This is a genomic window from Streptoalloteichus tenebrarius, assembly GCF_024171885.1.
Taxonomy (GTDB): Bacteria; Actinomycetota; Actinomycetes; order Mycobacteriales; family Pseudonocardiaceae; genus Streptoalloteichus; species Streptoalloteichus tenebrarius.
The window spans coordinates 1-19,367 of sequence record NZ_JAMTCP010000060.1 but is presented as its reverse complement, the minus strand read 5'-3'; the positions used below and the strand labels follow the sequence as shown (position 1 = coordinate 19,367).

At 71.8% G+C, this 19,367-nt stretch carries 21 protein-coding genes; 17 read left to right on the top strand and 4 right to left on the bottom strand.

The genetic code is table 11. The features are described from left to right. Positions 1-218: 218 nt before the first annotated feature. From LX15_RS29820 to dapC, 11 genes are all read left to right on the top strand, one after another. On the top strand, positions 219-2,009 hold the full coding sequence (locus LX15_RS29820) for an ABC transporter family substrate-binding protein (protein ID WP_253674264.1): 1,791 nt from the start codon (positions 219-221) through the stop codon (positions 2,007-2,009). Between the two features lie 195 nt (positions 2,010-2,204). Further along, entirely contained in the window at positions 2,205-3,203 is a 999-nt protein-coding gene (locus tag LX15_RS29815) for an ABC transporter permease (protein WP_253674262.1), read from the top strand. Further along, positions 3,196-4,143: an ABC transporter permease gene (locus LX15_RS29810; RefSeq protein WP_253674260.1), complete on the top strand. Its 948-nt coding sequence runs from the start codon at positions 3,196-3,198 to the stop codon at positions 4,141-4,143. The genes LX15_RS29815 and LX15_RS29810 overlap by 8 nt, the downstream gene beginning before the upstream one ends. Beyond that, entirely contained in the window at positions 4,143-5,282 is a 1,140-nt protein-coding gene (locus LX15_RS29805) for an ABC transporter ATP-binding protein (protein ID WP_253674258.1), read from the top strand. Before LX15_RS29810 ends, LX15_RS29805 begins: the two co-directional genes overlap by 1 nt. Next, the gene (locus LX15_RS29800) at positions 5,279-6,331 is read left to right on the top strand and encodes an ABC transporter ATP-binding protein (RefSeq protein ID WP_308213538.1); all 1,053 of its coding nucleotides are present in this window, start codon (positions 5,279-5,281) and stop codon (positions 6,329-6,331) included. Before LX15_RS29805 ends, LX15_RS29800 begins: the two co-directional genes overlap by 4 nt. A 143-nt stretch (positions 6,332-6,474) precedes the next feature. Next, positions 6,475-7,356 (top strand): N-acetyl-1-D-myo-inositol-2-amino-2-deoxy-alpha-D-glucopyranoside deacetylase, encoded by an 882-nt coding sequence (gene mshB, locus LX15_RS29795; RefSeq protein ID WP_253674256.1) that lies wholly within the window; start codon positions 6,475-6,477, stop codon positions 7,354-7,356. After that, the gene (locus LX15_RS29790; RefSeq protein ID WP_253674254.1) at positions 7,353-7,844 is read left to right on the top strand and encodes a hypothetical protein; all 492 of its coding nucleotides are present in this window, start codon (positions 7,353-7,355) and stop codon (positions 7,842-7,844) included. Before mshB ends, LX15_RS29790 begins: the two co-directional genes overlap by 4 nt. Positions 7,845-7,848: 4 nt before the next feature. Continuing rightward, on the top strand, positions 7,849-8,859 hold the full coding sequence (locus LX15_RS33875; protein ID WP_308213537.1) for a hypothetical protein: 1,011 nt from the start codon (positions 7,849-7,851) through the stop codon (positions 8,857-8,859). A gap of 281 nt (positions 8,860-9,140) precedes the next feature. Beyond that, positions 9,141-9,554 (top strand): hypothetical protein, encoded by a 414-nt coding sequence (locus tag LX15_RS29780; protein WP_253674252.1) that lies wholly within the window; start codon positions 9,141-9,143, stop codon positions 9,552-9,554. Positions 9,555-9,670: 116 nt separating this feature from the next. Continuing rightward, positions 9,671-10,000, top strand: a complete 330-nt coding sequence (fdxA, locus tag LX15_RS29775) for a ferredoxin (RefSeq protein ID WP_253674246.1) — start codon at positions 9,671-9,673, stop codon at positions 9,998-10,000. Then, positions 9,997-11,088, top strand: coding sequence for a succinyldiaminopimelate transaminase (gene dapC / locus LX15_RS29770; protein WP_253674245.1), 1,092 nt, complete (start codon positions 9,997-9,999; stop codon positions 11,086-11,088). Before fdxA ends, dapC begins: the two co-directional genes overlap by 4 nt. A 76-nt stretch (positions 11,089-11,164) precedes the next feature. On the opposite strand, the gene LX15_RS29765 is transcribed toward dapC, so the two are convergent. Both LX15_RS29765 and dapD read right to left on the bottom strand, forming a co-directional pair. Continuing rightward, positions 11,165-12,124 carry a CHAD domain-containing protein gene (locus LX15_RS29765; protein WP_253674244.1) on the bottom strand — a complete coding sequence of 320 codons (960 nt, stop codon included), beginning with the start codon at positions 12,122-12,124 and terminating at the stop codon, positions 11,165-11,167. A gap of 109 nt (positions 12,125-12,233) precedes the next feature. Further along, positions 12,234-13,265: a 2,3,4,5-tetrahydropyridine-2,6-dicarboxylate N-succinyltransferase gene (gene dapD / locus LX15_RS29760; RefSeq protein WP_253674243.1), complete on the bottom strand. Its 1,032-nt coding sequence runs from the start codon at positions 13,263-13,265 to the stop codon at positions 12,234-12,236. A gap of 18 nt (positions 13,266-13,283) precedes the next feature. Between dapD and dapE the strand changes: the two genes are divergently transcribed. Beyond that, on the top strand, positions 13,284-14,363 hold the full coding sequence (gene dapE, locus LX15_RS29755; protein ID WP_253674242.1) for a succinyl-diaminopimelate desuccinylase: 1,080 nt from the start codon (positions 13,284-13,286) through the stop codon (positions 14,361-14,363). A gap of 140 nt (positions 14,364-14,503) precedes the next feature. Here dapE and wrbA read toward each other — a convergent pair whose 3' ends face one another. Further along, on the bottom strand, positions 14,504-15,130 hold the full coding sequence (gene wrbA, locus LX15_RS29750) for an NAD(P)H:quinone oxidoreductase (RefSeq protein ID WP_253674241.1): 627 nt from the start codon (positions 15,128-15,130) through the stop codon (positions 14,504-14,506). A 117-nt stretch (positions 15,131-15,247) separates the two neighbouring features. On the opposite strand from wrbA, the gene LX15_RS29745 reads away from it, so the two are divergent. The 3 genes from LX15_RS29745 (at position 15,248) to LX15_RS29735 (ending at position 17,899) form a co-directional block, all read left to right on the top strand. Further along, positions 15,248-16,039 (top strand): LOG family protein, encoded by a 792-nt coding sequence (locus tag LX15_RS29745; RefSeq protein ID WP_253674239.1) that lies wholly within the window; start codon positions 15,248-15,250, stop codon positions 16,037-16,039. 82 nt (positions 16,040-16,121) lie between these two features. After that, positions 16,122-16,715, top strand: a complete 594-nt coding sequence (locus LX15_RS29740; protein ID WP_253674237.1) for an LOG family protein — start codon at positions 16,122-16,124, stop codon at positions 16,713-16,715. Between the two features lie 185 nt (positions 16,716-16,900). Further along, entirely contained in the window at positions 16,901-17,899 is a 999-nt protein-coding gene (locus tag LX15_RS29735; protein ID WP_253674234.1) for a hypothetical protein, read from the top strand. A gap of 73 nt (positions 17,900-17,972) precedes the next feature. Here the strand turns inward: LX15_RS29735 and LX15_RS29730 are convergent, their stop codons facing one another. After that, the gene (locus LX15_RS29730; RefSeq protein WP_253674230.1) at positions 17,973-18,209 is read right to left on the bottom strand and encodes a hypothetical protein; all 237 of its coding nucleotides are present in this window, start codon (positions 18,207-18,209) and stop codon (positions 17,973-17,975) included. 129 nt (positions 18,210-18,338) lie between these two features. Here LX15_RS29730 and LX15_RS29725 point away from each other — a divergent pair, with 129 nt between their 5' ends. Beyond that, positions 18,339-19,229: a helix-turn-helix domain-containing protein gene (locus tag LX15_RS29725; protein WP_253674229.1), complete on the top strand. Its 891-nt coding sequence runs from the start codon at positions 18,339-18,341 to the stop codon at positions 19,227-19,229. After that, a partial coding sequence (locus tag LX15_RS29720) for a DUF397 domain-containing protein (RefSeq protein ID WP_253674287.1) occupies positions 19,222-19,367 on the top strand: 146 nt, incomplete at its 3' end. The genes LX15_RS29725 and LX15_RS29720, both read left to right, overlap by 8 nt.

Here is a 19,367-nt window from a genome sequence, read left to right as displayed (position 1 = left end):
TCGAACGTGTCCGTTCGGTAGTCACCGGGTCGCTCGTTGCTATGAATGGGTCACCCTTTGGTCACGATCCCCCATCGACCAGTGACCTGCCGCATTGGCGCTTCCTACCGTGCAGCCACGGCGCACCGGTCGAGGATGCACGGTGCGTCAACTGTGTTTACGGGTGAAGGGGTGGCTCATCCGGCCACCCATGCCCCGTGCTAGGAGGGCACGTGTCGATGAGGAGAACGAAGTTCGTCTCCGCGGTCGCTCTGGTGTCGGGCGCAGCCCTGGCCCTGAGCGCCTGTGGCGGCGGCGGTGGCGGGAGCACCGGCAGCGACGCCGACGTGGCCGCCATGGCGGTGGCGAAGGGTGAGGACGCCAACGCGCTCACCTACAAGGCCCCGAAGGTGGAGTCGGCGGGCACCGTGTCGATGACCACCGACAAGGAGTTCACCGCCTACAACAACGAGACCGCCGACGCGAACAACTCGTACAACCAGGTCGTCATGACCGCGGTGCTCGCTCGTGCCTTCATCGTCGACGGCAACCAGAAGGTCATCCTCAACAAGGATGTCCTGGACTCGGTCGATGTCGCCACCAACCCCCAGAAGGTGACGTACAAGGTCAAGCAGGGCGTCACCTGGTCCGACGGCGCGCCGTGGGGTTGCAAGGACTTCTACCTGTCCTGGCTGGCCCGCAGCGGCAAGGCGAAGAAGGCGGACGGCACCTTCTTCCTGCCCGCCTCGACCAGCGGCTACGACAAGATCGAGTCGGTGACCTGCCCCGACCCGCAGACCATCGTCACCACCTACGCCGAGAACTACCCGGACTGGAAGGGTCTGTTCGGCGGCGGTGACGGCGGGCCGCTGCCCGCGCACATCCTGGAGAAGCAGACCGGCGTCTCCGACATCACGCAGGTCACGCCGACCAGCGACCCGGCGGTCCTCCAGAAGGTCGCCGACTTCTGGAACACCGGCTGGAAGGGCTTCACCAAGGAGCTCATGCCCGCCTCCGGCCCGTACGTGATCACCGACTGGAAGCAGAAGCAGTCGATCACGCTGGAGCGCAACGCGAAGTGGGCCGGCGGCGCGAAGGGCGGCCCAGAGAAGATCGTCGTCAAGGCGGTCCCGGACCCGGTGGCCCAGGCGCAGGCGCTGGAGAACGGCGAGAACCAGATCATGGCGTCGATGCAACCCGACGCCAACGCCGCCGACCGGCTGCGCAACCTCGGCTCGCAGGGCGTGAAGTACGGCTCGGAGCAGGGCCTGACCTTCGAGCACCTCGACCTGAACCACCGGAACCCGCTGCTGGCCGACAAGGAGGTCCGCAAGGCCTTCTTCATGGCGGTCAACCGCAAGGAGATCACCGACAAGCTGGTCGGCCCGGTCGTCAAGGACGCCAAGCCGATGGGCAGCCTGATCTTCTACCCGGGTGAGGACGGCTACCAGGACCACTACTCGGACAAGTCCAAGGGCAGCGCGGACGAGGCCAAGAAGATCCTGGAGGCCGCCGGCTGGAAGCTGGGCGGCGACGGCGTCTACGCCAAGGACGGCCAGCGGCTGAGCCTCAAGATCAGCCACACCGACATCCCCCGGCGCAAGAAGACCGTCGAGCTCATCATGAGCCAGGCCAAGTCCGCGGGCATCGAGATCAAGGACGACACCGACCCGAACTTCCTCGACGGCCGCGTGAGCCGGGGCGAGTACGACATCGCCCTGTTCGCCTGGTCCGGCGCGCCGTTCAAGGCGGACAAGAAGCCGATCTACTACACGAACGGCCCGCAGAACTGGCAGAAGGTCAGCAGCCCGGCCGCCGACGCGGCGTTCGAGAAGGCCGTGACCCAGACGGACCCGCAGGCCGCCACGCCGCTGTACGTGGAGGCGGACAAGGCGCTGGCCGAGGAGTACGCGTCCCTCCCGCTGTTCCAGACCCCGAACATGTGGGGCTTCAAGGGCGTGGACCGCGTGTGGCACCAGAGCTACTTCGGTGCCCTCTGGACCGCCCACGAGTGGCAGAAGAGCTCGTAGTCGCCGGCCGCCCGGTGTAGGCGCTGGGCACTGCGGTCCGGGTCGTGGCTGATCCGGGCGAGGCGGGAGGGGGTCGGACCCGAGGGTCCGGCCCCCTCCCGCCGGTGACGGCCCGGCGACCCGGGCGTACCGTCGGCACACCGCAGGGTCCCGCACCGGCCCACCAGGCCCACCGGGCCCACCGAGGAGTCCGTCTTGATCCGCTACATCATCCGGCGCCTGCTGATCGCGATACCGATCCTGCTCGTCGGCACGTTCCTGTCCTTCGTCCTCGTGGCCTCACTGGGCGATCCGCTCGCCGAGCTGCGCAGCAAGCCCGGCGTCACCGAGGCGGACGTCCAGGCGCTCGCCCAGTCCCTCCAGCTCGACAGGCCGATCGTGGCCCGCTACTGGAGCTGGCTGACCAACTTCGTGCAGGGCGACTGGGGCACCAGCGTCGCGCTCGGCTCCGCGCGCGCCGACGTCTACAGCGTCGTCACCGACGCGCTGGTGGTCACCGCCCAGCTCGTGATCTTCGCGCAGGTCCTCGCGCTGGTCCTGGGCGTCGCGGTCGGCGTGCTCGCCGCCGTCCGCCAGTACTCGATCTTCGACTACACGGCGACGAGCCTGGCGTTCCTCGCCTTCTCGATGCCGGTGTTCTGTGTCGCGATCATCCTCAAGAGCTACGGCATCGAGTTCAACAACCTCCTGACCTCGGTGGGCGCCGACCGGTGGCTCACCACCGCGGGTCCGCCCACCGGCGGCTTCAGCGGCGGCTTCGGCGAGGTCGTCTTCAAGTACACCGGCACCTTCCTGCTGCCGACGCTGAGCCTGATGCTGATCAGCTTCGCGGCCTACAGCCGGTTCCAGCGGGCCTCCATGCTGGAGACCCTGCACTCCGACTACGTCCGCACGGCGCGGGCGAAGGGCCTGTCCCAGGGCAGGGTCATCTTCCGGCACGCCTTCCGGAACGCCCTGATCCCGGTCGTCACGCTCGCCGCCCTCAACATCGGCCAGGTGTTCACCGGCGCGATCATGACCGAGCAGGTGTTCGGCTGGAACGGCATGGGCTCCGTCCTGGTCAACGCCGTCCGTCAGTACGACCCGAACATGCTGATGGGCTGGCTGGTCGTGGTGGCCATCTCGGTTGTCGTCTTCAACCTGGTGGCCGATGTCCTGTACGCCTACCTCGACCCGAGGATCCGCCTTGGCTGACGTGACCACTCCCACCACGCCGGGCCAGCGCCCGGCCACCGCCCCGGCGGGCGGGAAGGCCAGTGCGAGCCACGAGTTCGACAGTGCCAAGACCCGCACCCAGGGCCAGATCGTGCTGGGCCGCTTCCTGCGTCACCGGCTGGCCATGACCAGCCTCGGCGTGCTGGTGCTGCTCGTGCTGTTCGCCTTCGTCGGTCCGCTCATCTGGACCTTCAGCTACGAGGACAGCAGCAGCGGGTCGTACCTGCCGCCCTCCGGCGACCACCCGCTGGGCACCACCGAGGTCGGCAAGGACATGCTCGCGCTGCTGATGCGCGGCACCCAGTACTCGATCGAGATCGCGCTGGTCGTGGCCCTGCTGGCCACGCTGATCGGCGTGGTGCTCGGCGCGCTGGCCGGCTACCTGCGCGGCTTCGTCGACGCCACGGTCATGCGGCTGGTCGACCTGCTGCTGATCCTGCCCTACATCGCGGTCGCCGCGATCATCATCCGGACCGTCTCCGGAAGCTGGTACATGGTGGCCCTGGTGCTGGCCATGTTCCACTGGATGCAGATCGCCCGGATCACCCGCGCCGAGACCCTCTCGCTGGCGCAGCGGGAGTTCGTCGAGGCGGCCAGGGCGTGCGGCGCGGGCACCTGGCGGATCATCTTCAAGCACCTGGTGCCCAACATGATCGGCAGCATCACCGTGAACGCCACGCTGACCGTGGCCACCGCGGTGCTCGCCGAGGCCGGCCTGTCCTTCATCGGCCTGGGCGTGCAGCTTCCCGACACCTCGCTCGGCGTGATCGTGTCCGAGAACTATCCGCAGGTCGTGCAGCGGCCGTGGCTGTTCTGGGGTCCGTTCCTGGTGATCGTGCTGATCTCGCTGACGATCAACTTCATCGGCGACGGCCTGCGGGACGCGTTCGACCCGAGGCAGACGAAGGTGCGTGCGTGATGGCCGAGGCAACCGAGAAGATGCTGACCGTCGAGGACCTCTCGGTCACGTTCCCCACCGACGACGGCGACGTGCGCGCCGTGCGCGGGGTGTCGTTCTCCCTGGCTCCGGGCGAGGTGCTCGGGATCGTGGGCGAGTCCGGCTCCGGCAAGTCGGTGTCGTCGATGGCGATCATGGGGCTGCTGCCGAAGTCGGCGCGGGTGACCGGGTCGATCCGGTTCCGGGGCGAGGAGCTGGTCGGCCGCACCTACAAGCAGATGCGGCCGTACCGGGGCAACAAGATCGCGATGATCTTCCAGGACCCCATGACCTCGCTGAACCCGGTGTACACGGTGGGCTGGCAGCTCGCCGAGGCCTACCGGGCGCACCACGATGTCTCCAAGAAGGCGGCCCACGCCAAGGCCGTGGAGGCGTTGGAGCTGGTGGGCATCCCGCAGCCGGACCGGCGGGCCGACCAGTACCCGCACGAGTTCTCCGGCGGCATGCGGCAGCGGGTGGTGATCGCCATGTCGATCATCAACGACCCCGAGCTGATCATCGCCGACGAGCCGACCACTGCGCTGGACGTGACGGTGCAGGCGCAGATCCTGGAGACGCTGCTGCGGATCAGGGACGAGACGAGCGCGGCCATCATGATGATCACCCACGACCTCGGCGTCGTCGCCGGCATGGTCGACAGGGTGCAGGTCATGTACGGCGGCACGGTCGTCGAGTCCGGCGGCGTCGAGGAGGTCTTCGAGGCCCCGCGCATGCCCTACACCGTGGGCCTGCTCGGCTCGATCCCCAACCCGGCGCTGCTCGGCAAGCGGCTCACCCCGATCAAGGGCACGCCGCCGTCGCTGGTCAACCTGCCGACGGGCTGCGCGTTCTCCCCGCGCTGCCCGCTGGCGATCGACGTCTGCCGTGAGTCGGAGCCCGCGCTGGCGGAGACCGGCCGGCCGCGCCACCTGGCCCGGTGCCACCGCTCGGAGCACCTGGCCACGATCGAGCGGCCGCAGTCGCTCTTCGCCACCGAGGAGATCGGCGTCGTGGAGAACCCGGCCGCGCTGACCGAGGCCCGCCCCGACGACCTGCCGGTCGTCGAGACCGTCGCCGACGTCGAGGCCCGGCTGCACGAGGAGGAGGGCTCGACCCCGTGAGCACCCCGACCGACACCACCACCACGGGCGCCGGCCAGCGGGCCGGCGCCGGGCGCGGCGACGGGCCGCTGCTCCAGGTCAGGAACCTGGTCAAGAGCTTCCCGGTCCGCGGTGGCGGGATCATCCCGCGCACCGTGGGCCAGGTGCAGGCCGTGTCCGACGTCAGCTTCGACCTCGACACCGGCGAGACCCTGGGCCTGGTCGGCGAGTCCGGGTGCGGCAAGTCCACCACCGGCAGGGCGATCCTCCAGCTCCACAAGCCCACCTCGGGCTCGGTGCGGTTCGCCGGCCGGGAGCTGACCACGCTCAACACCAAGCAGCTCCGCGGCGTCCGGCGTGACCTCCAGATCGTGTTCCAGGACCCGTACGCGTCGCTGAACCCGAGGTGGCAGGTCAACGACATCATCTCGGAGCCGCTGCGCATCCACGGCGTGGGCAGCGGGGCGGAGATCCAGCGCAAGGTCAACGAGCTGATGGAGCTCGTCGGCCTCAACCCGGAGCACCGCAACCGGTACGCGCACGAGTTCTCCGGCGGTCAGCGGCAGCGCATCGGCATCGCCCGCGCGCTGGCGCTGGAGCCCAAGCTCGTCGTGCTCGACGAGCCGGTCTCCGCGCTGGACGTGTCCGTGCAGGCCGGCGTGGTGAACCTGCTGGAGGAGCTCCAGGAGCGGCTCGGCCTGGCTTACCTGTTCGTGGCGCACGACCTCTCGGTCGTGCGGCACATCTCGGACCGGGTCGCCGTGATGTACCTCGGCAAGATCGTCGAGATCGGGCCGAGGGACGACATCTACCTGCGGCCGACCCACCCGTACACGCAGGCGCTGCTGTCCGCGGTGCCGGAGCCCGACCCCAAGCGGGAGCGGCAGCGGCAGCGGATCGTCCTCACCGGCGACGTGCCCAGCCCGGTCAACCCGCCCTCGGGTTGCCGGTTCCGGACCCGGTGCTGGAAGGCGCAGGACATCTGCGCCACCGAGGAGCCGAAGCTGGAGCTGAGGGCCGGCGGCACGCTGTCGGCCTGCCACTTCGCCGAGGTGCGCGAGGTCCTGTAGGGCCCTCACGCGCAGTCACGGCAGGAGTCCCCGACGCCCTCTGGCGCCCCCGCGCCAGGGGGCGTTGCGACGAAAGAATGATCTTGTGTTCGCGGGGCGCGAGCGGACTCCGGGGTGTCACCGGGGTGCTCTACTCTGATCCGGTGACACTGACCGCCCCGCCCCGGCTGCTGCTGGTGCACGCCCACCCCGACGACGAGACCCTCACCACCGGTGGGACCATCGCCCGTTACGCCGCCCACGGGGTGCACGTCACGGTCGTGACGTGCACGCTCGGTGAGGAGGGCGAGGTCATCCCCGAGGGGCTCCAGGGGCTGGCCGTGGACCACGCCGACCAGCTCGGCGGGTACCGCGTCGGCGAGCTGCGCTCGGCGTGCGCCGCGCTGGGCGTGGCCGACCACCGGTTCCTCGGCGGCATGGGCCGCTGGCGGGACTCGGGCATGGTCGGCGTCGACGCCAACCAGCACCCCAGGGCCTTCGTGGTCGGCGACCCCGAGGAGCAGGTCGCCGCGCTGGAGGCCGTCGTCCGCGAGGTGCGGCCCCAGGTCGTCGTGACCTACGGCCCCGACGGCGGGTACGGCCACCCCGACCACGTGCGGGCCCATGAGATCACCACCGAGGCCGTGCGCCGCGTGGGCGGCGTCGACCGGTTCTTCCACACCGTCGCCAGCCGGTCCGAGACCGAGGCGGGCGTGCGCGCCCTCGCCGAGGCGCCGGGCCTGCCGTTCCGGCTGCCCGAGCCGGGGGAGCTGCCGACGGTCGCCGACGAGCTGATCACGACCGCGGTGGACGTCTCAGGGCACCTGCCCGCCAAGCTCAGCGCGCTGCGCGCGCACGCCACCCAGGTGAGCGTGTGGCAGGACGGCGCGGGCCACGCCTCGTACGCCCTGTCCAACGGCATCGCCCAGCCCGTCCTCGGCCACGAGTACTACGTGCTGGCCGACGGCGACCCGACCGGCGTCGAGCACGACCTGTTCGGCGGCCTCTTCGGGGGCCGGGACGCCGACCCGCAGGGACCGCGATGAGGGGTGGGGACCGGTTCCTGCTGGCCGTGCTGGTCGTGGACGCGATCGTGCTGGCCGGCCTGGAGCTGCTGTTCCTCCCGCTGCGCGTGCGCGACCTCGGCCTCACCGAGGCGCCGGGCTGGCTCCCGTCCTCGGTGGTGACCTGGCCGCTGCCGGTGAGCGCGGTCGCGGCGTTGCTGACCACGCCCTGGCTGGTCCGCACGGCGGCCTCGCTGCGGCCCTCGCTCGGGGTGGCCGGGCTGCCGCTGCTCGCCTGGCTGCTCGCGGTCGGCGTGATCGGCTTCGCCGGCCCCGGCGGCGACGTGGTCGTGGTGAACGACTGGCGGACGCTGGTGATGTTCGCCGGTGGCGCGCTGCCCGCCGCCGTGGCGCTGGGCGGCCAGCTCGGCCGACCCGCGCCGGCCAGCTCGGCCGGCGCCCCGGCGGCACGTGAGCGGGACGGGACCGGGACGCCGGAGAAGAAGTCGGAGAAGAAGCCGGAGAAGTAGGGCCGTGGCAGAGGCGATCAGCGACCGGCACGTGGTGGCGGTGCTGCGCCCGTTCGTGCGGGCGACGGTGCCGTTGTTGGACGCCCTGCGCGACGCCGACCTGTTCGGCCTCCGCGGCCGCGCCGTGGACCGGAACACTGAGGGCGTCGACCGCGGGGTGCTGGACCGGCTGCTCGACGGGCTCGCGTCGATGAACGTGCCCGGCACGGCGGCCTGGGGAGCCATGGACGTCGAGCGGCGCACCGACTGGTGGGTGAACCGCGTCGGCAGGGTGACGGCCCTGCTCGCGGCGGTGCCGGGGCTCGGCGGCGCGTTGGCCGACCGCCTCCCGGTGCAGGACGCCATGGGCGCGGCCGGGCAGGGGCTCGTGCTGTGCGCCATCGGCGGCGAGCACGGGCTGACGGTGGCGGACCGGGTCCGCCTGCTGGCCGCCGTGCTGTTCGAGCGCGACATCAGTCCCGAGCTGGCCGAGGGGCCGCCCCGCCGTCGCCGGGCCGAGGGTGGACCGGAGACGGCGTCCGAGACCCCCACCGAGGGCGTCGACGCCCGCGGTGGGTCGGCGGAGGCGGCCGAGGCCGCGACGTCGGCGGAGCCCGGCAAGTCCGGCGAACCTCGGGAGGCCGGCGAACCCGGAGACGCCGGCGAACCCGGAGACGCCGGCGAACCGGGAGACGCTGGCGAACCCGAAGCGGCCAGCGGGGCCAGCGAGGCCGGCGAGGCCGACGAGGAGCGGCGGACCGCCGAGCTGACCGAGGACCTCGCCGAGTCCCGGCGGAGGTTCGGCAGGGTGACGCTGAAGGCGGCGGGCCGCACCGTCTGGAAGCTGGGCCGGGCCCTCTGGTCGCTCGGCGACGAGCTGGGCAAACGCCCGCAGGGCCGCTTCTATCACCGGGCGGTGGGCATGGTGCCCGTGATCGGCGTGGTCGGTGACTACCTCGGGGAGCGCTCGGCCCTGCGCCGTGCCGCCAAACGCGGCACGGTCTGGATCGAGCGGAACACACCCGACCGACGCTGACCTGCGTCGCGGCGGAAAGGTGGACTCCGCTGTCCACCCCGCCCCCGGAGCGGGCAGGCTGGCGCGGTGAGCACCGATCTGGGGCAGTCCGGTCCGCGCTCGATCTGGAGACGCGGCTCGCGATCGTCGAGGAGCGGGTCGAGCGGCTCGCCCAGCGCCTGAACCACGCATGGGGAGAGGCCACCGTGGCCCGCCGTCTCGCCAGCGAGGCCGAGCGAGATGCTGCGCGGTGCGGCAACAGGCACTGATCCGCGTTGTCAACGCGGTGCCGGGGGGGGGGCATGAGCGACTTCCGCGCGGAGGTCGCCGCGAAGGTCGCCGAGGTCGACTCCAGGGTCACCGAGGTTGACTCCAGGGTCACCGAGGTCGATTCCAGGGTCACCGAGGTCGATTCCAGGGTCGCCGAGGTCGACGCGAAGATCGACAACGTGACCGAGGCCCTCGCCGCCGTGCGGGCCGGTCAGGACGCGATCCTCGAACCGCCGCGGCGCCGCTCCGGCGAGGAGCCACCTCCCCGGGACGGCCCCGCCCAGCCCGGCGGGGCGCCGGTCCTTCAAGATCCTTCCAGCGTGCCGGAACGGCGGCGGGGGAGTTGCCCCGAGGCCGGCCCGCGCTCCCGCCACGGACGGTGTTTCCGCTCGTCAGCGGGGGTCGTGTCCCGAAGCTGTCGGCGCGCTGTCCGATGGGTACGGTGATTCTCGTGAAGTGGGACACCGCTTACTGATCTCGATGAGGCAGAGGGGATACTGTCGCCAGCCGCGGCAGCCTGTGCTGCCCGTGGTCGGAGCGGATGAGGAGCAGGAGACCTGCCGTGACCTACGTGATCGCCGAGCCCTGCGTCGACGTGCTCGACAAGGCGTGTATCGAGGAATGCCCCGTGGACTGCATCTACGAGGGCGACCGGATGCTCTACATCCACCCCGACGAGTGCGTCGACTGCGGCGCCTGTGAGCCGGTGTGCCCGGTGGAGGCCATCTTCTACGAGGACGACGTGCCGGACGAGTGGCGCGAGTACACCAAGGCCAACGCCGACTTCTTCGACGAGATCGGCTCGCCCGGCGGCGCCTCCAAGGTGGGCAAGATCCACGCGGACGCGCCCCTGGTGGCCCAGCAGCCGAAGCGGGACACCGAGCACTCGTGACCCGTTCCGCGCCACGGTTGCCGGAGTTCCCCTGGGACACCCTGGCCGACCAGTCCGCCCTGGCCCGGCGTCACCCGGGTGGGCTGGTCGACCTGTCCGTGGGGACTCCGGTCGACCCGGTGCCCGCCGTCGTCCGGGAGGCCCTGGCCTCGGTCGCCGACCAACCGGGCTACCCGGCGACGCACGGCACGCCCGCCCTGCGGGAGGCGACCATCGCCGCGCTGGCCCGCCGGTTCGGCGTGACCGGCGTGCCCGAGGAGGCCGTGCTGCCGACGATCGGCTCCAAGGAGCTGGTCGCCTGGCTGCCGACGCTGCTCGGGGTGCGTCCCGGCCAGGTCGTGGCCATCCCCGAGCTGGCCTACCCGACCTACGAGGTCGGGGCGCGGCTGGCCGGGGCCGAGGTGGTGCGCCTGGCCGTCGGCGAGGCCCCGCCGGAGGGCACCGCCCTGGTCTGGCTGAACTCGCCGTCCAACCCGACCGGCCGGGTGCTGTCGGCCGAGGACCTCGTCGCGGCGGTCGAGGCCGCGCGGCGGGTCGGCGCGGTGGTCGCCTCCGACGAGTGCTACCTGTCGCTGGGCTGGGAGGCCGAGCCGGTCTCGGTGCTGCACCCGTCGGTGTCCGGTGGTCGGCTGGACGGGCTGCTCGCGGTGCACTCGCTGTCGAAGTCGTCCAACCTCGCCGGCTACCGGGCCGGTTTCGTCACCGGCGACCCGGCGCTCGTCGCGTCCCTGCTGCACGTGCGCAAGCACGCCGGCATGATCGTGCCGCGCCCGGTGCAGGCGGCGATGACCGCGGCGCTGGCCGACGACGAGCACGTCGCCGCGCAGAAGGCCGTCTACGCCGCGCGGCGTGACCGGCTGCGGCCGGCGCTGGAGGCGGCGGGCTTCAAGGTGGACCACTCCGAGGCCGGCCTGTACCTGTGGACGACGCGGGGCGAGGACGCCTGGGAGACCGTGGGGTGGTTCGCCGAACGCGGCATCCTGGTCGCGCCGGGCACGTTCTACGGCCCGAACGGCGGCCAGCACGTCCGGATCGCCCTGACCGCGTCGGACGAGCGCGTGGCCGCGGCCGTGGAGCGCCTGGCCTGACCGGCCCGGCCCGGCGCGTGTCCCGCGTGAGGGCGCTCGACCCGGCGCTGGTGGCGCGTGGCGCGTCGGCGGCGGGTCAGAGGTCGTGGGCGCGGTGTTCGACCTCGGCCCAGACGTCCGGCCACCGGGCGCGGGCCAGTTCCCGGCGACGCCGTTCCCGCTCCACCAGGCGGCCCGCGACGAACGCGACCTCGGGTGGGACCGGGGTGTCCCCGTCCCGGGGCGTCAGCAGCGCTCGGACCCGTTCCTCGGCGACGTGGGCGTCCTGGTGTTCGCCGAGCACGTCCTGCATCTCGCGGAGCGCTCGCAGGACGCGGCGTCCGCGTTTGCCCAGCGCGGGTTCGGCCAGCTCCAGCGTGTAGCGCAGGCGCTTTCCCCTGACCCGGATCGCGTGGAGCCGCTGGTCGGTGGGGTCCTTGTGCGCCCGCCGGACGCTGTCCCGCAGCGCGCGGTACTCGCGGCGGATGACCGCCATGAGATCGGACGCGTGTCCGGAGGCGGGAACGCCTGTTGTCGCGGCGTCGGCCAGGCGGTGGAGGAGCGCCTGGTACCGCTCCTCCGCCAGCACCGCGAGCAGGCGCTCCCGTGCCCGCCGGCGCTCGGCGCACAGCCCGTCCAGCAGACGCTCGACGGCCGCCCGCTCCTCGTCGGCGAAGTCCTGGGACTCGGCGCGCAGGTGGGCCACGAGGACGTCCAGGTCCCGGACCGGTCCGAGCGCGCGCCCCAGCCAGCCCAGCTCAGCGCGGGTGTCGTCGGCCCAGTCGCGGTCGAGCGTGTCGCGCGCGCTCCGCAGCACCGCCCGCATCCTCCGCACGGCGACGCGCATCTGGTGCAGGTCCTCGGGATCGGCTCCCGACCGCGTCCCCGGGTCGTGGGCGACGACCGCCCGCAGGTCGCGGTCCAGCGCCACACGCACCCGCTCGGCGACGGACGCCTCCCGACCGGCGGCCGGGGCGCGCGCGGGCAGGCCGAGGAACTCCGCCGAGATCGTCACCCGGTGGCGCGTGGGATGTGGAGCGTTGGCCGCCCGGCCCATGACCCCACGGTAGGACCGCCGACGCCGCCCGTGTGCCGCCGCGAGGACGAAGACGGCCGCTCCCCGGGGAGGGGAACGGCCGTCGTGGCGGAGTCGGCGGAACCGGGACTCAGTCGTTGGCGTGCAGGGCGGCGTTCAGCTCGATGCCGGTGCCCTCGCGCGGGACGACCTCGACCGCGCCGGTCGTGGAGTTGCGGCGGAACAGCAGCCCGGACTGCCCGGACAGCTCGCGGGCCTTCACCAGGCGACCGTCAGGGAGCAGGACCTTGGTGCCGGCGGTGACGTAGAGGCCGGCCTCGACCACGCAGTCGTCACCGAGGGAGATCCCGATGCCGGCGTTGGCGCCCAGCAGGCAGCGCTCGCCGATCGCGATGACCTCCCTGCCGCCGCCGGAGAGCGTGCCCATGATCGAGGCGCCGCCGCCGACGTCGGAGCCGTCCCCGACCACCACGCCGGCCGAGATGCGACCCTCCACCATGGACGCGCCCAGCGTGCCGGCGTTGAAGTTGACGAAGCCCTCGTGCATGACCGTGGTGCCCGAGGCCAGGTGCGCGCCCAGCCGCACGCGGTCGGCGTCGGCGATCCGCACCCCGCTGGGCAGCACGTAGTCCGTCATGCGCGGGAACTTGTCCACGCCGTAGACGGTCACCACGCCGCGGGGCCGCAGCCGCAGGCGGGTCGCCTCGAAGCCCTCGACCCGGCACGGGCCGTGGTTGGTCCACACGACGTTGGCCAGCAGGCCGAAGACGCCGTCGAGGTTGCAGCCGTGCGGCCGGAGCTGCCGGCTGGAGATCAGGTGGAGTCGCAGGTAGACGTCGTGGGCGTCGACCGGGGCGTCGGCGAGCCGGGCGATGCCGGTGCGCACCGCCACCACCTCCACGCCGCGCGCCTCGTCCCGGCCGAGCAGGCCGGCGGCCGCCTCACCCAGGATCTCGGCGGCCTCCTCGGCGGACAGCCGGGCGGTGCCCGCGCCGCCCGACGCGCCCAGCTTGGGCTCGGGGAACCAGGTGTCGAGCACCGTGCCGTCGTCGGCGACGGTGGCCAGGCCGACGCCGTGCGCGCCGGTCGTCGTCGGGTCCGGGTACTGCGCTGCCTCGCTCACGTGCCCCACGGTAGTGCGGTCCGTCCCGTCCGTGCCCATGTGGGTAACGTGCGGGACGTGACCATCGCGCTGGACCTCGCCGCCGATCCCGTCGAGCTGACCGCCGCCCTGGTGGACGTCCCGAGCGTCTCGGGCAACGAGACCGCGTTGGCCGACGCGGTGGAGCACGCCCTGCGCACGCAGGCCCCGCACCTGGAGGTCGTGCGGTCCGGCAACGCCGTGCTGGCCAGGACGAACCTCGGCCGGGGCAGCAGGGTGGTGCTGGCCGGCCACCTGGACACGGTCCCGATCAACCACAACCTGCCGCTGCGGCGCACCGGCTCCGGCGACGACCTGGTGCTGCACGGGTGCGGCACGGTGGACATGAAGGGCGGCGACGCGGTCATGCTGCACCTGGCCGCCACCGCGACGGAGCCGCGCCACGACCTGACCTTCGTCTTCTACGACTGCGAGGAGGTCGAGGCGGAGCGCAACGGGCTCGGCCGGGTCGAGCGCGAGCTGCCGGAGTGGCTGCGCGGCGACCTCGCCGTGGTGTGCGAGCCGTCGAACGCGGCCGTCGAGGCCGGCTGCCAGGGCACGATGCGCGTCGAGGTGCGCACGGACGGCCGGCGGGCGCACACCGCGCGCGGCTGGATGGGGGTCAACGCCATCCACGGCGCGTCCGAGGTGTTGCGGCGTCTCGCCGAGTACGAGCCGAGGAAGGTGGAGATCGACGGCTGTCTCTACCGCGAGGGCCTCCAGGCGGTGCGGATCAGCGGCGGCGTCGCCGGCAACGTGGTGCCGGACGAGTGCGTGGTGGCGGTGAACCACCGGTTCGCGCCCGACCGGTCGCCCGCCGAGGCCGAGGCGCACCTGCGCGAGGTGTTCTCCGGCTTCGACGTGACCGTGACGGACATGGCGGCCGGCGCGATGCCGGGGCTGGCCCACCCGGTGGCGGGGCAGTTCGTGGCGGCGGCCGGCGGCACGCCGGTGGCGAAGCTGGGGTGGACCGACGTCGCCCGGTTCGCGGCGCTGGGCCTGCCGGCGGTCAACTTCGGGCCGGGTGACCCCTCGCTGGCGCACACGCGGGAGGAGAACGTCCGCGCCTCCGACATCCGGCGCTGCGCCGAGGTGCTCTCCCGGTTCGTGAACTCCTGAACCGGTCGTTTCCCCATATGACGAAACCCGTGCGGCACAAGGACATCCCCTGTGCCGCACGGGTTCTCTCGTCGCGCCGCCGTCCCCGGCGGTGTTCGGCGGTGTCCGGCGGAATCCGGCGGTGTGTGCCGCGGTGACGGTCAGGCGTCCAGGGCCGCCCGACCGGCCTTGAGCCGCGCGGCCACCTGGGTCACGCGCCGGCCCGTGTAGCGGGCCGACTCGCGGGTCTCGTCCGAGATCGGGATGGCGCCCTGCGCGTCGTGGTGCGAGGGGCCGTACGGCGTGCCGGTGGCGAACTGGATCGGGTCGGTGTAGCCCGGGGTCACCAGGACGCCGCCGAAGTGGTGCACGGAGTTGTAGAGCGCGAGCAGGGTCGACTCGCGGCCGCCGTGCGGGGTCGCGGTGGACACGAAGCCCGAGTAGACCTTGTCGGCCAGCTTGCCCTGCGCCCACAGGCCGCCCAGCGTGTCCAGGAACTGCTTGAGCTGGCTGGCCACGTTGCCGAAGCGGGTGGGGGTGCCGAAGACGACCGCGTCGGCCCACTCCATGTCCGCCGGGGTGGCGACCGGCACGTCCTGCGTGGCCTCGTGGTGCTTCTGCCACGCCTCGTTGCTGGCGATGGCCTCGGCGGGGGCCAGCTCGGCGACGCGCAGCAGGCGGACCTCGGCCCCGGCCTTCTCCGCGCCCTCCGCGACGGCCTCGGCGAGGGCGTGCGTGCTGCCCGTGGAGCTGTAGTAGACGACCGCGACCTTCACCGGCTCACTCATGCTGACCTCATCTAGTTGAAACTTCAACCTGTGTGGTTTCGATCCTGCACCCGCCACCGAACCTCCGGCAAGCGGACGCCCGCGTGGCGACGCTCACGCGGCCCCTAGGGTGGGCGCATGAGCGTCGACGAGCCCCAGCGCCAGGAGATTCCGGAGAACCACGAGCACCCCCGGGAGAAGCAGCGCGGACCCGTCGTCCTCCGCAGGGCGCGACGGGACGAGCCGACCACGACCGACCAGCGCCTGCTCGACAGCAGGGGCCCCTCGGACTGGGTGCACACCGACCCCTGGCGGGTGCTGCGGATCCAGGCGGAGTTCGTCGAGGGCTTCGGCGCGTTGGCCGAGCTGCCCAGGGCCACGACGGTCTTCGGCTCGGCCCGCACCCCCAGGGACCACCCCGAGTACGCGCTCGGGCGCGAGCTGGGCGCCGCGCTGGCCCGCGCCGGGTTCGCCGTGATCACCGGCGGCGGCCCAGGGACGATGGAGGCGGTCAACCGGGGGTGCTCCGAGGCCGGCGGGCTGTCGGTCGGGCTCGGGATCGAGCTGCCGTTCGAGCAGGGGCTCAACCCGTGGGTCGATCTCGGCGTGAACTTCCGCTACTTCTTCACCCGCAAGACCATGTTCATCAAGTACGCCCAGTCGTTCATCTGCCTGCCCGGCGGGTTCGGCACGCTCGACGAGCTGTTCGAGGCGCTCACCCTGGTGCAGACCAAGAAGGTCACCAAGTTCCCGGTGATCATGTTGGGCACGGAGTACTGGCGCGGCCTCTACGAGTGGATCAGGGACCACGTGCGCGGCGGCGGCAAGGTCAGCGACCGCGACCTCGCCCTGCTGCACCTCACCGACGACGTGGACGAGGCGGTCGAGCTGGTCCAGGACGCCTACCGCGCCTGGGAAGACACGCACTGACGCTCTCGGGCGCTTGCTGACACCCGCTGACGCGCGCCGGCGCGACGGATGGGGGCGGGTCGCGCCGGCGTAGGGTCGGAGCGTGCGTGTCTGTGTCTTCTGCGGGTCGTCGACGGGACGTGGCGAGCGGTACCTGGCCGCCGCGCGTGAGCTGGGGCGGGTGCTCGCCGAACGGGGGATCGGGCTGGTCTACGGCGGTGCGAGTGTCGGCACGATGGGCGCGGTCGCCGACGCGGCGCTGGCCGCCGGCGGCGAGGTGGTCGGCGTGATCCCGCGCGGGCTGCTCGACCGCGAGCTGGCGCACCAGGGGCTCACCGAGCTGCACGTGGTCGCCGACATGCACGAGCGCAAGGCGATGATGGCCGAGAAGTCGGACGCGTTCGTGGCGCTCCCCGGCGGCGTCGGCACCCTGGAGGAGCTGTTCGAGGTGTGGACGTGGGCGCACCTCGGCATCCACCGCAAGCCGCTCGCGCTGCTCGACGTGGACGGCTACTACGCGGACCTGCGCCGGTTCGTGGACCACATGGTGCGGGAGGACTTCCTGCGCGAGGCCACGCGGGACATGCTGATCGTCGACGCCGACCCCGTGCGGGTGCTGGAGCGGTTCGCCGACTACACCCCGCCGGAGGCCCGGTGGGCGGACCGCGCGGCCTCGCTCGAACCCGACGTGCGCTAGTCGCCGCCCCGGGCGTGCGCTGACTGTCCACTGAGGACTGTCGTGACCTCGGGGGTGGGGAAGGCCCCACCCCTGAGGGTCGGGCGTGGCCGAAGCCCTTTTGGGGCGTGCTCACCAGGGTTTTCGCCGTTCTCCCGGCGGAAGGTTGCGGTAGCGATCCGTAGACCTCTCTGGGAGAAGCACCCATGGCCCCACCGACCGCCCGGACACGCTCGCCGCTGCCGGACCTCCTGCGGCAGGCGTTCACCTGGCACCGGCCGCTCATGCTCACCGTCGGCGTCCTGGCCGTCTTCGCCCTGGTCTCCACCGTCGGCCTCGTGGTGGACGACCGGGTGTTCGGCGGCGTGCCGATCTGGTTGAAGCCGCTCAAGTTCAGTGTGTCGCTGCTGCTCTACGCGTTGACACTGGCCTGGTTGTCCTCGGTCTGCCGACGCGGCCGGCGGTTCGCCTGGTGGCTGGGCACCGTGCTCGCGGTGTGCGTGCTGGTGGAGTTCGCCATCATCACGTTCCAGGCGGCGCGGGGCGTGGGCAGCCACTTCAACGTCGCCACCCCGTTCGACTCCGGGCTCTACAACGTCATGGGCCGAACCGCCATGGTGTTGGCGCTGACCAACCTCCTGTTCCTGGTTCCCCTGTCCTTCAACAAGTTCGCGGACGCGCCCACCCGGTGGGCGGCCCGGCTCGGCGTGCTCGTGGCGTTCGGCGGCATGTTCGAGGGCAACCTGATGGCCCGTCCGAGCCAGGAGCAGGTCTCGGCGTTCAAGAACGGGACCGGATCGATCCTCGGCGCGCACAGCGTCGGCGTTCCCGACGGCGGCCCCGGCCTGCCCGGCGTCGGCTGGAGCACGGGCGGGGGAGACCTGCGGATCGGCCACTTCGTCGGCCTGCACGCCATGCAGGTGCTCCCGCTGGTCGCCGTGGTGCTGGGGATGCTGGCGGCCCGCCACGCCGTCCTGCGCGCCGAGCGGGTTCGGCTGGGCCTCGTCCTGGTGGCGGGGGCCGGCTACGCCGGGCTGACCGTCCTGGTGGTCTGGCAGGCGCTGCGCGGGCAGCCCCTGCTGCGCCCGGACAGTCTGACGCTGACGGCGCTGGCCGCCCTGGTCGGCGCGGTGGTCGTGGCCTCGGCCCTGATCCTGGCGTCCGGGCGCCGACGGATGAACCGTCTCCACCCCGCGCTCGCCTAGGTTCTTCCGCTCGTGTCCCTGGTGGCCCCGCCCTGACGGCGGGGCCACTTTCCTTTCGTGGACGGGTGCTTTCTCAGCTCTTGGCCCGTGCCGCGTACTCCGCGTCGATCCGGTCAACCTCGCTCTTCGCCTCGCTGAGGACGCTGAGCATCATCGGCAGCGCCTTGCTGGTGAGGACGAGGTGCAGGTCGCAGCGGCCGACCCGCACGAAGATCTCCTCTCCCGAGCCACTCACCTCGTAGCTGATGTCAGCGTCCCCGGTGACCGTCACGTCGGCGCAGATCTCGATCCCCCGAACACTCGCACACATAGCCGCCTCCTCCTGACTCCCCGCCGACCGCTCTCGGTGATCGATCGGCTACGGTGTGGCGCAGGTAACGTTAACGGCTTGAATTAAAAGATCAACAGGTCCACATCGGGTGAACCTCGGGAGGCTCCTGTGGCGGGTTCGTCGGCGCGACTTCGCCGCCTCGGCGCGGAACTCAGGCGCTTGCGGGAGGCCAGCGGCCGGACCCAGGCCGACGTGGGGAGGGCGATCGAGAGATCAGCTCCGACCCTGGTCAACTGGGAGCACGGCAGGACCAACATCAGCAAGGCCGACCTCGCGCTGCTGCTGAAGGAGCTGGGCGCGACCGATGACGTGCGTGAGGAGTTGGAACGCCTACGTCGGGTGAGCCGCCAACAGGGTTGGTGGTCGGTCTTCAAGCTGCCCGACTGGCTTCGACCTCTGATCAGCTTCGAGCAGGACGCCGCATCGATCACGACGTTCGAACCACTGTTGATTCCCGGCCTCCTTCAGACGGAGGGCTATGCCAGGGCCATTCACGTGGCTGGCACCCACACCACTGATCCCGCCGACGTCGAGAAGCGGGTTGAGGTGCGGATGGCGCGGCAGCGCAGGCTGTGTGGTGACGAGCCGGTCGAGTTGCACACGATCGTCGGAGAGGCGGCGCTCCGGCTGGAGGTGGGTGGCGCCGGAGTGATGGCCGACCAGTTGTGGCATCTCGTGCGACAGGCGAGCGTGCCGAACATCCGGATCCAGGTCCTGCCGTTCAACGCCGGAGCGAAAGCGGGAGTGGCCAGCAACTTCACGGTCATGCACTTCGCGGAGCCGAGGCTCGATCCACCGCTGGGCTACATCGATGATCCGTTCGGCGGCCACATCGTTGATGACCAGGAGGACGTGTCGCAGCTCGTGGCTCTGTTCGGCTACCTCAGCGAGTCGGCACTTGACGAGCCCACCTCGGTCGACATCATTGCCAGCATCATGGATGAGTACCGTGCGAAGAGCACGAGAAGGCGCCGCGGGAAAGGACCGATGAATGCCTGACCTGACGCAGGCCGTCTGGCGGAGGAGCAGCCAGAGTGTGGCCAGCGGTAACTGTGTTGAGGTTGCCCGTGGTCCGGGGTGGGTCGCGGTGCGGGACAGCAAGAATCCCTCGGGGCCGGCTCTGGTGTTCGAGCCCGG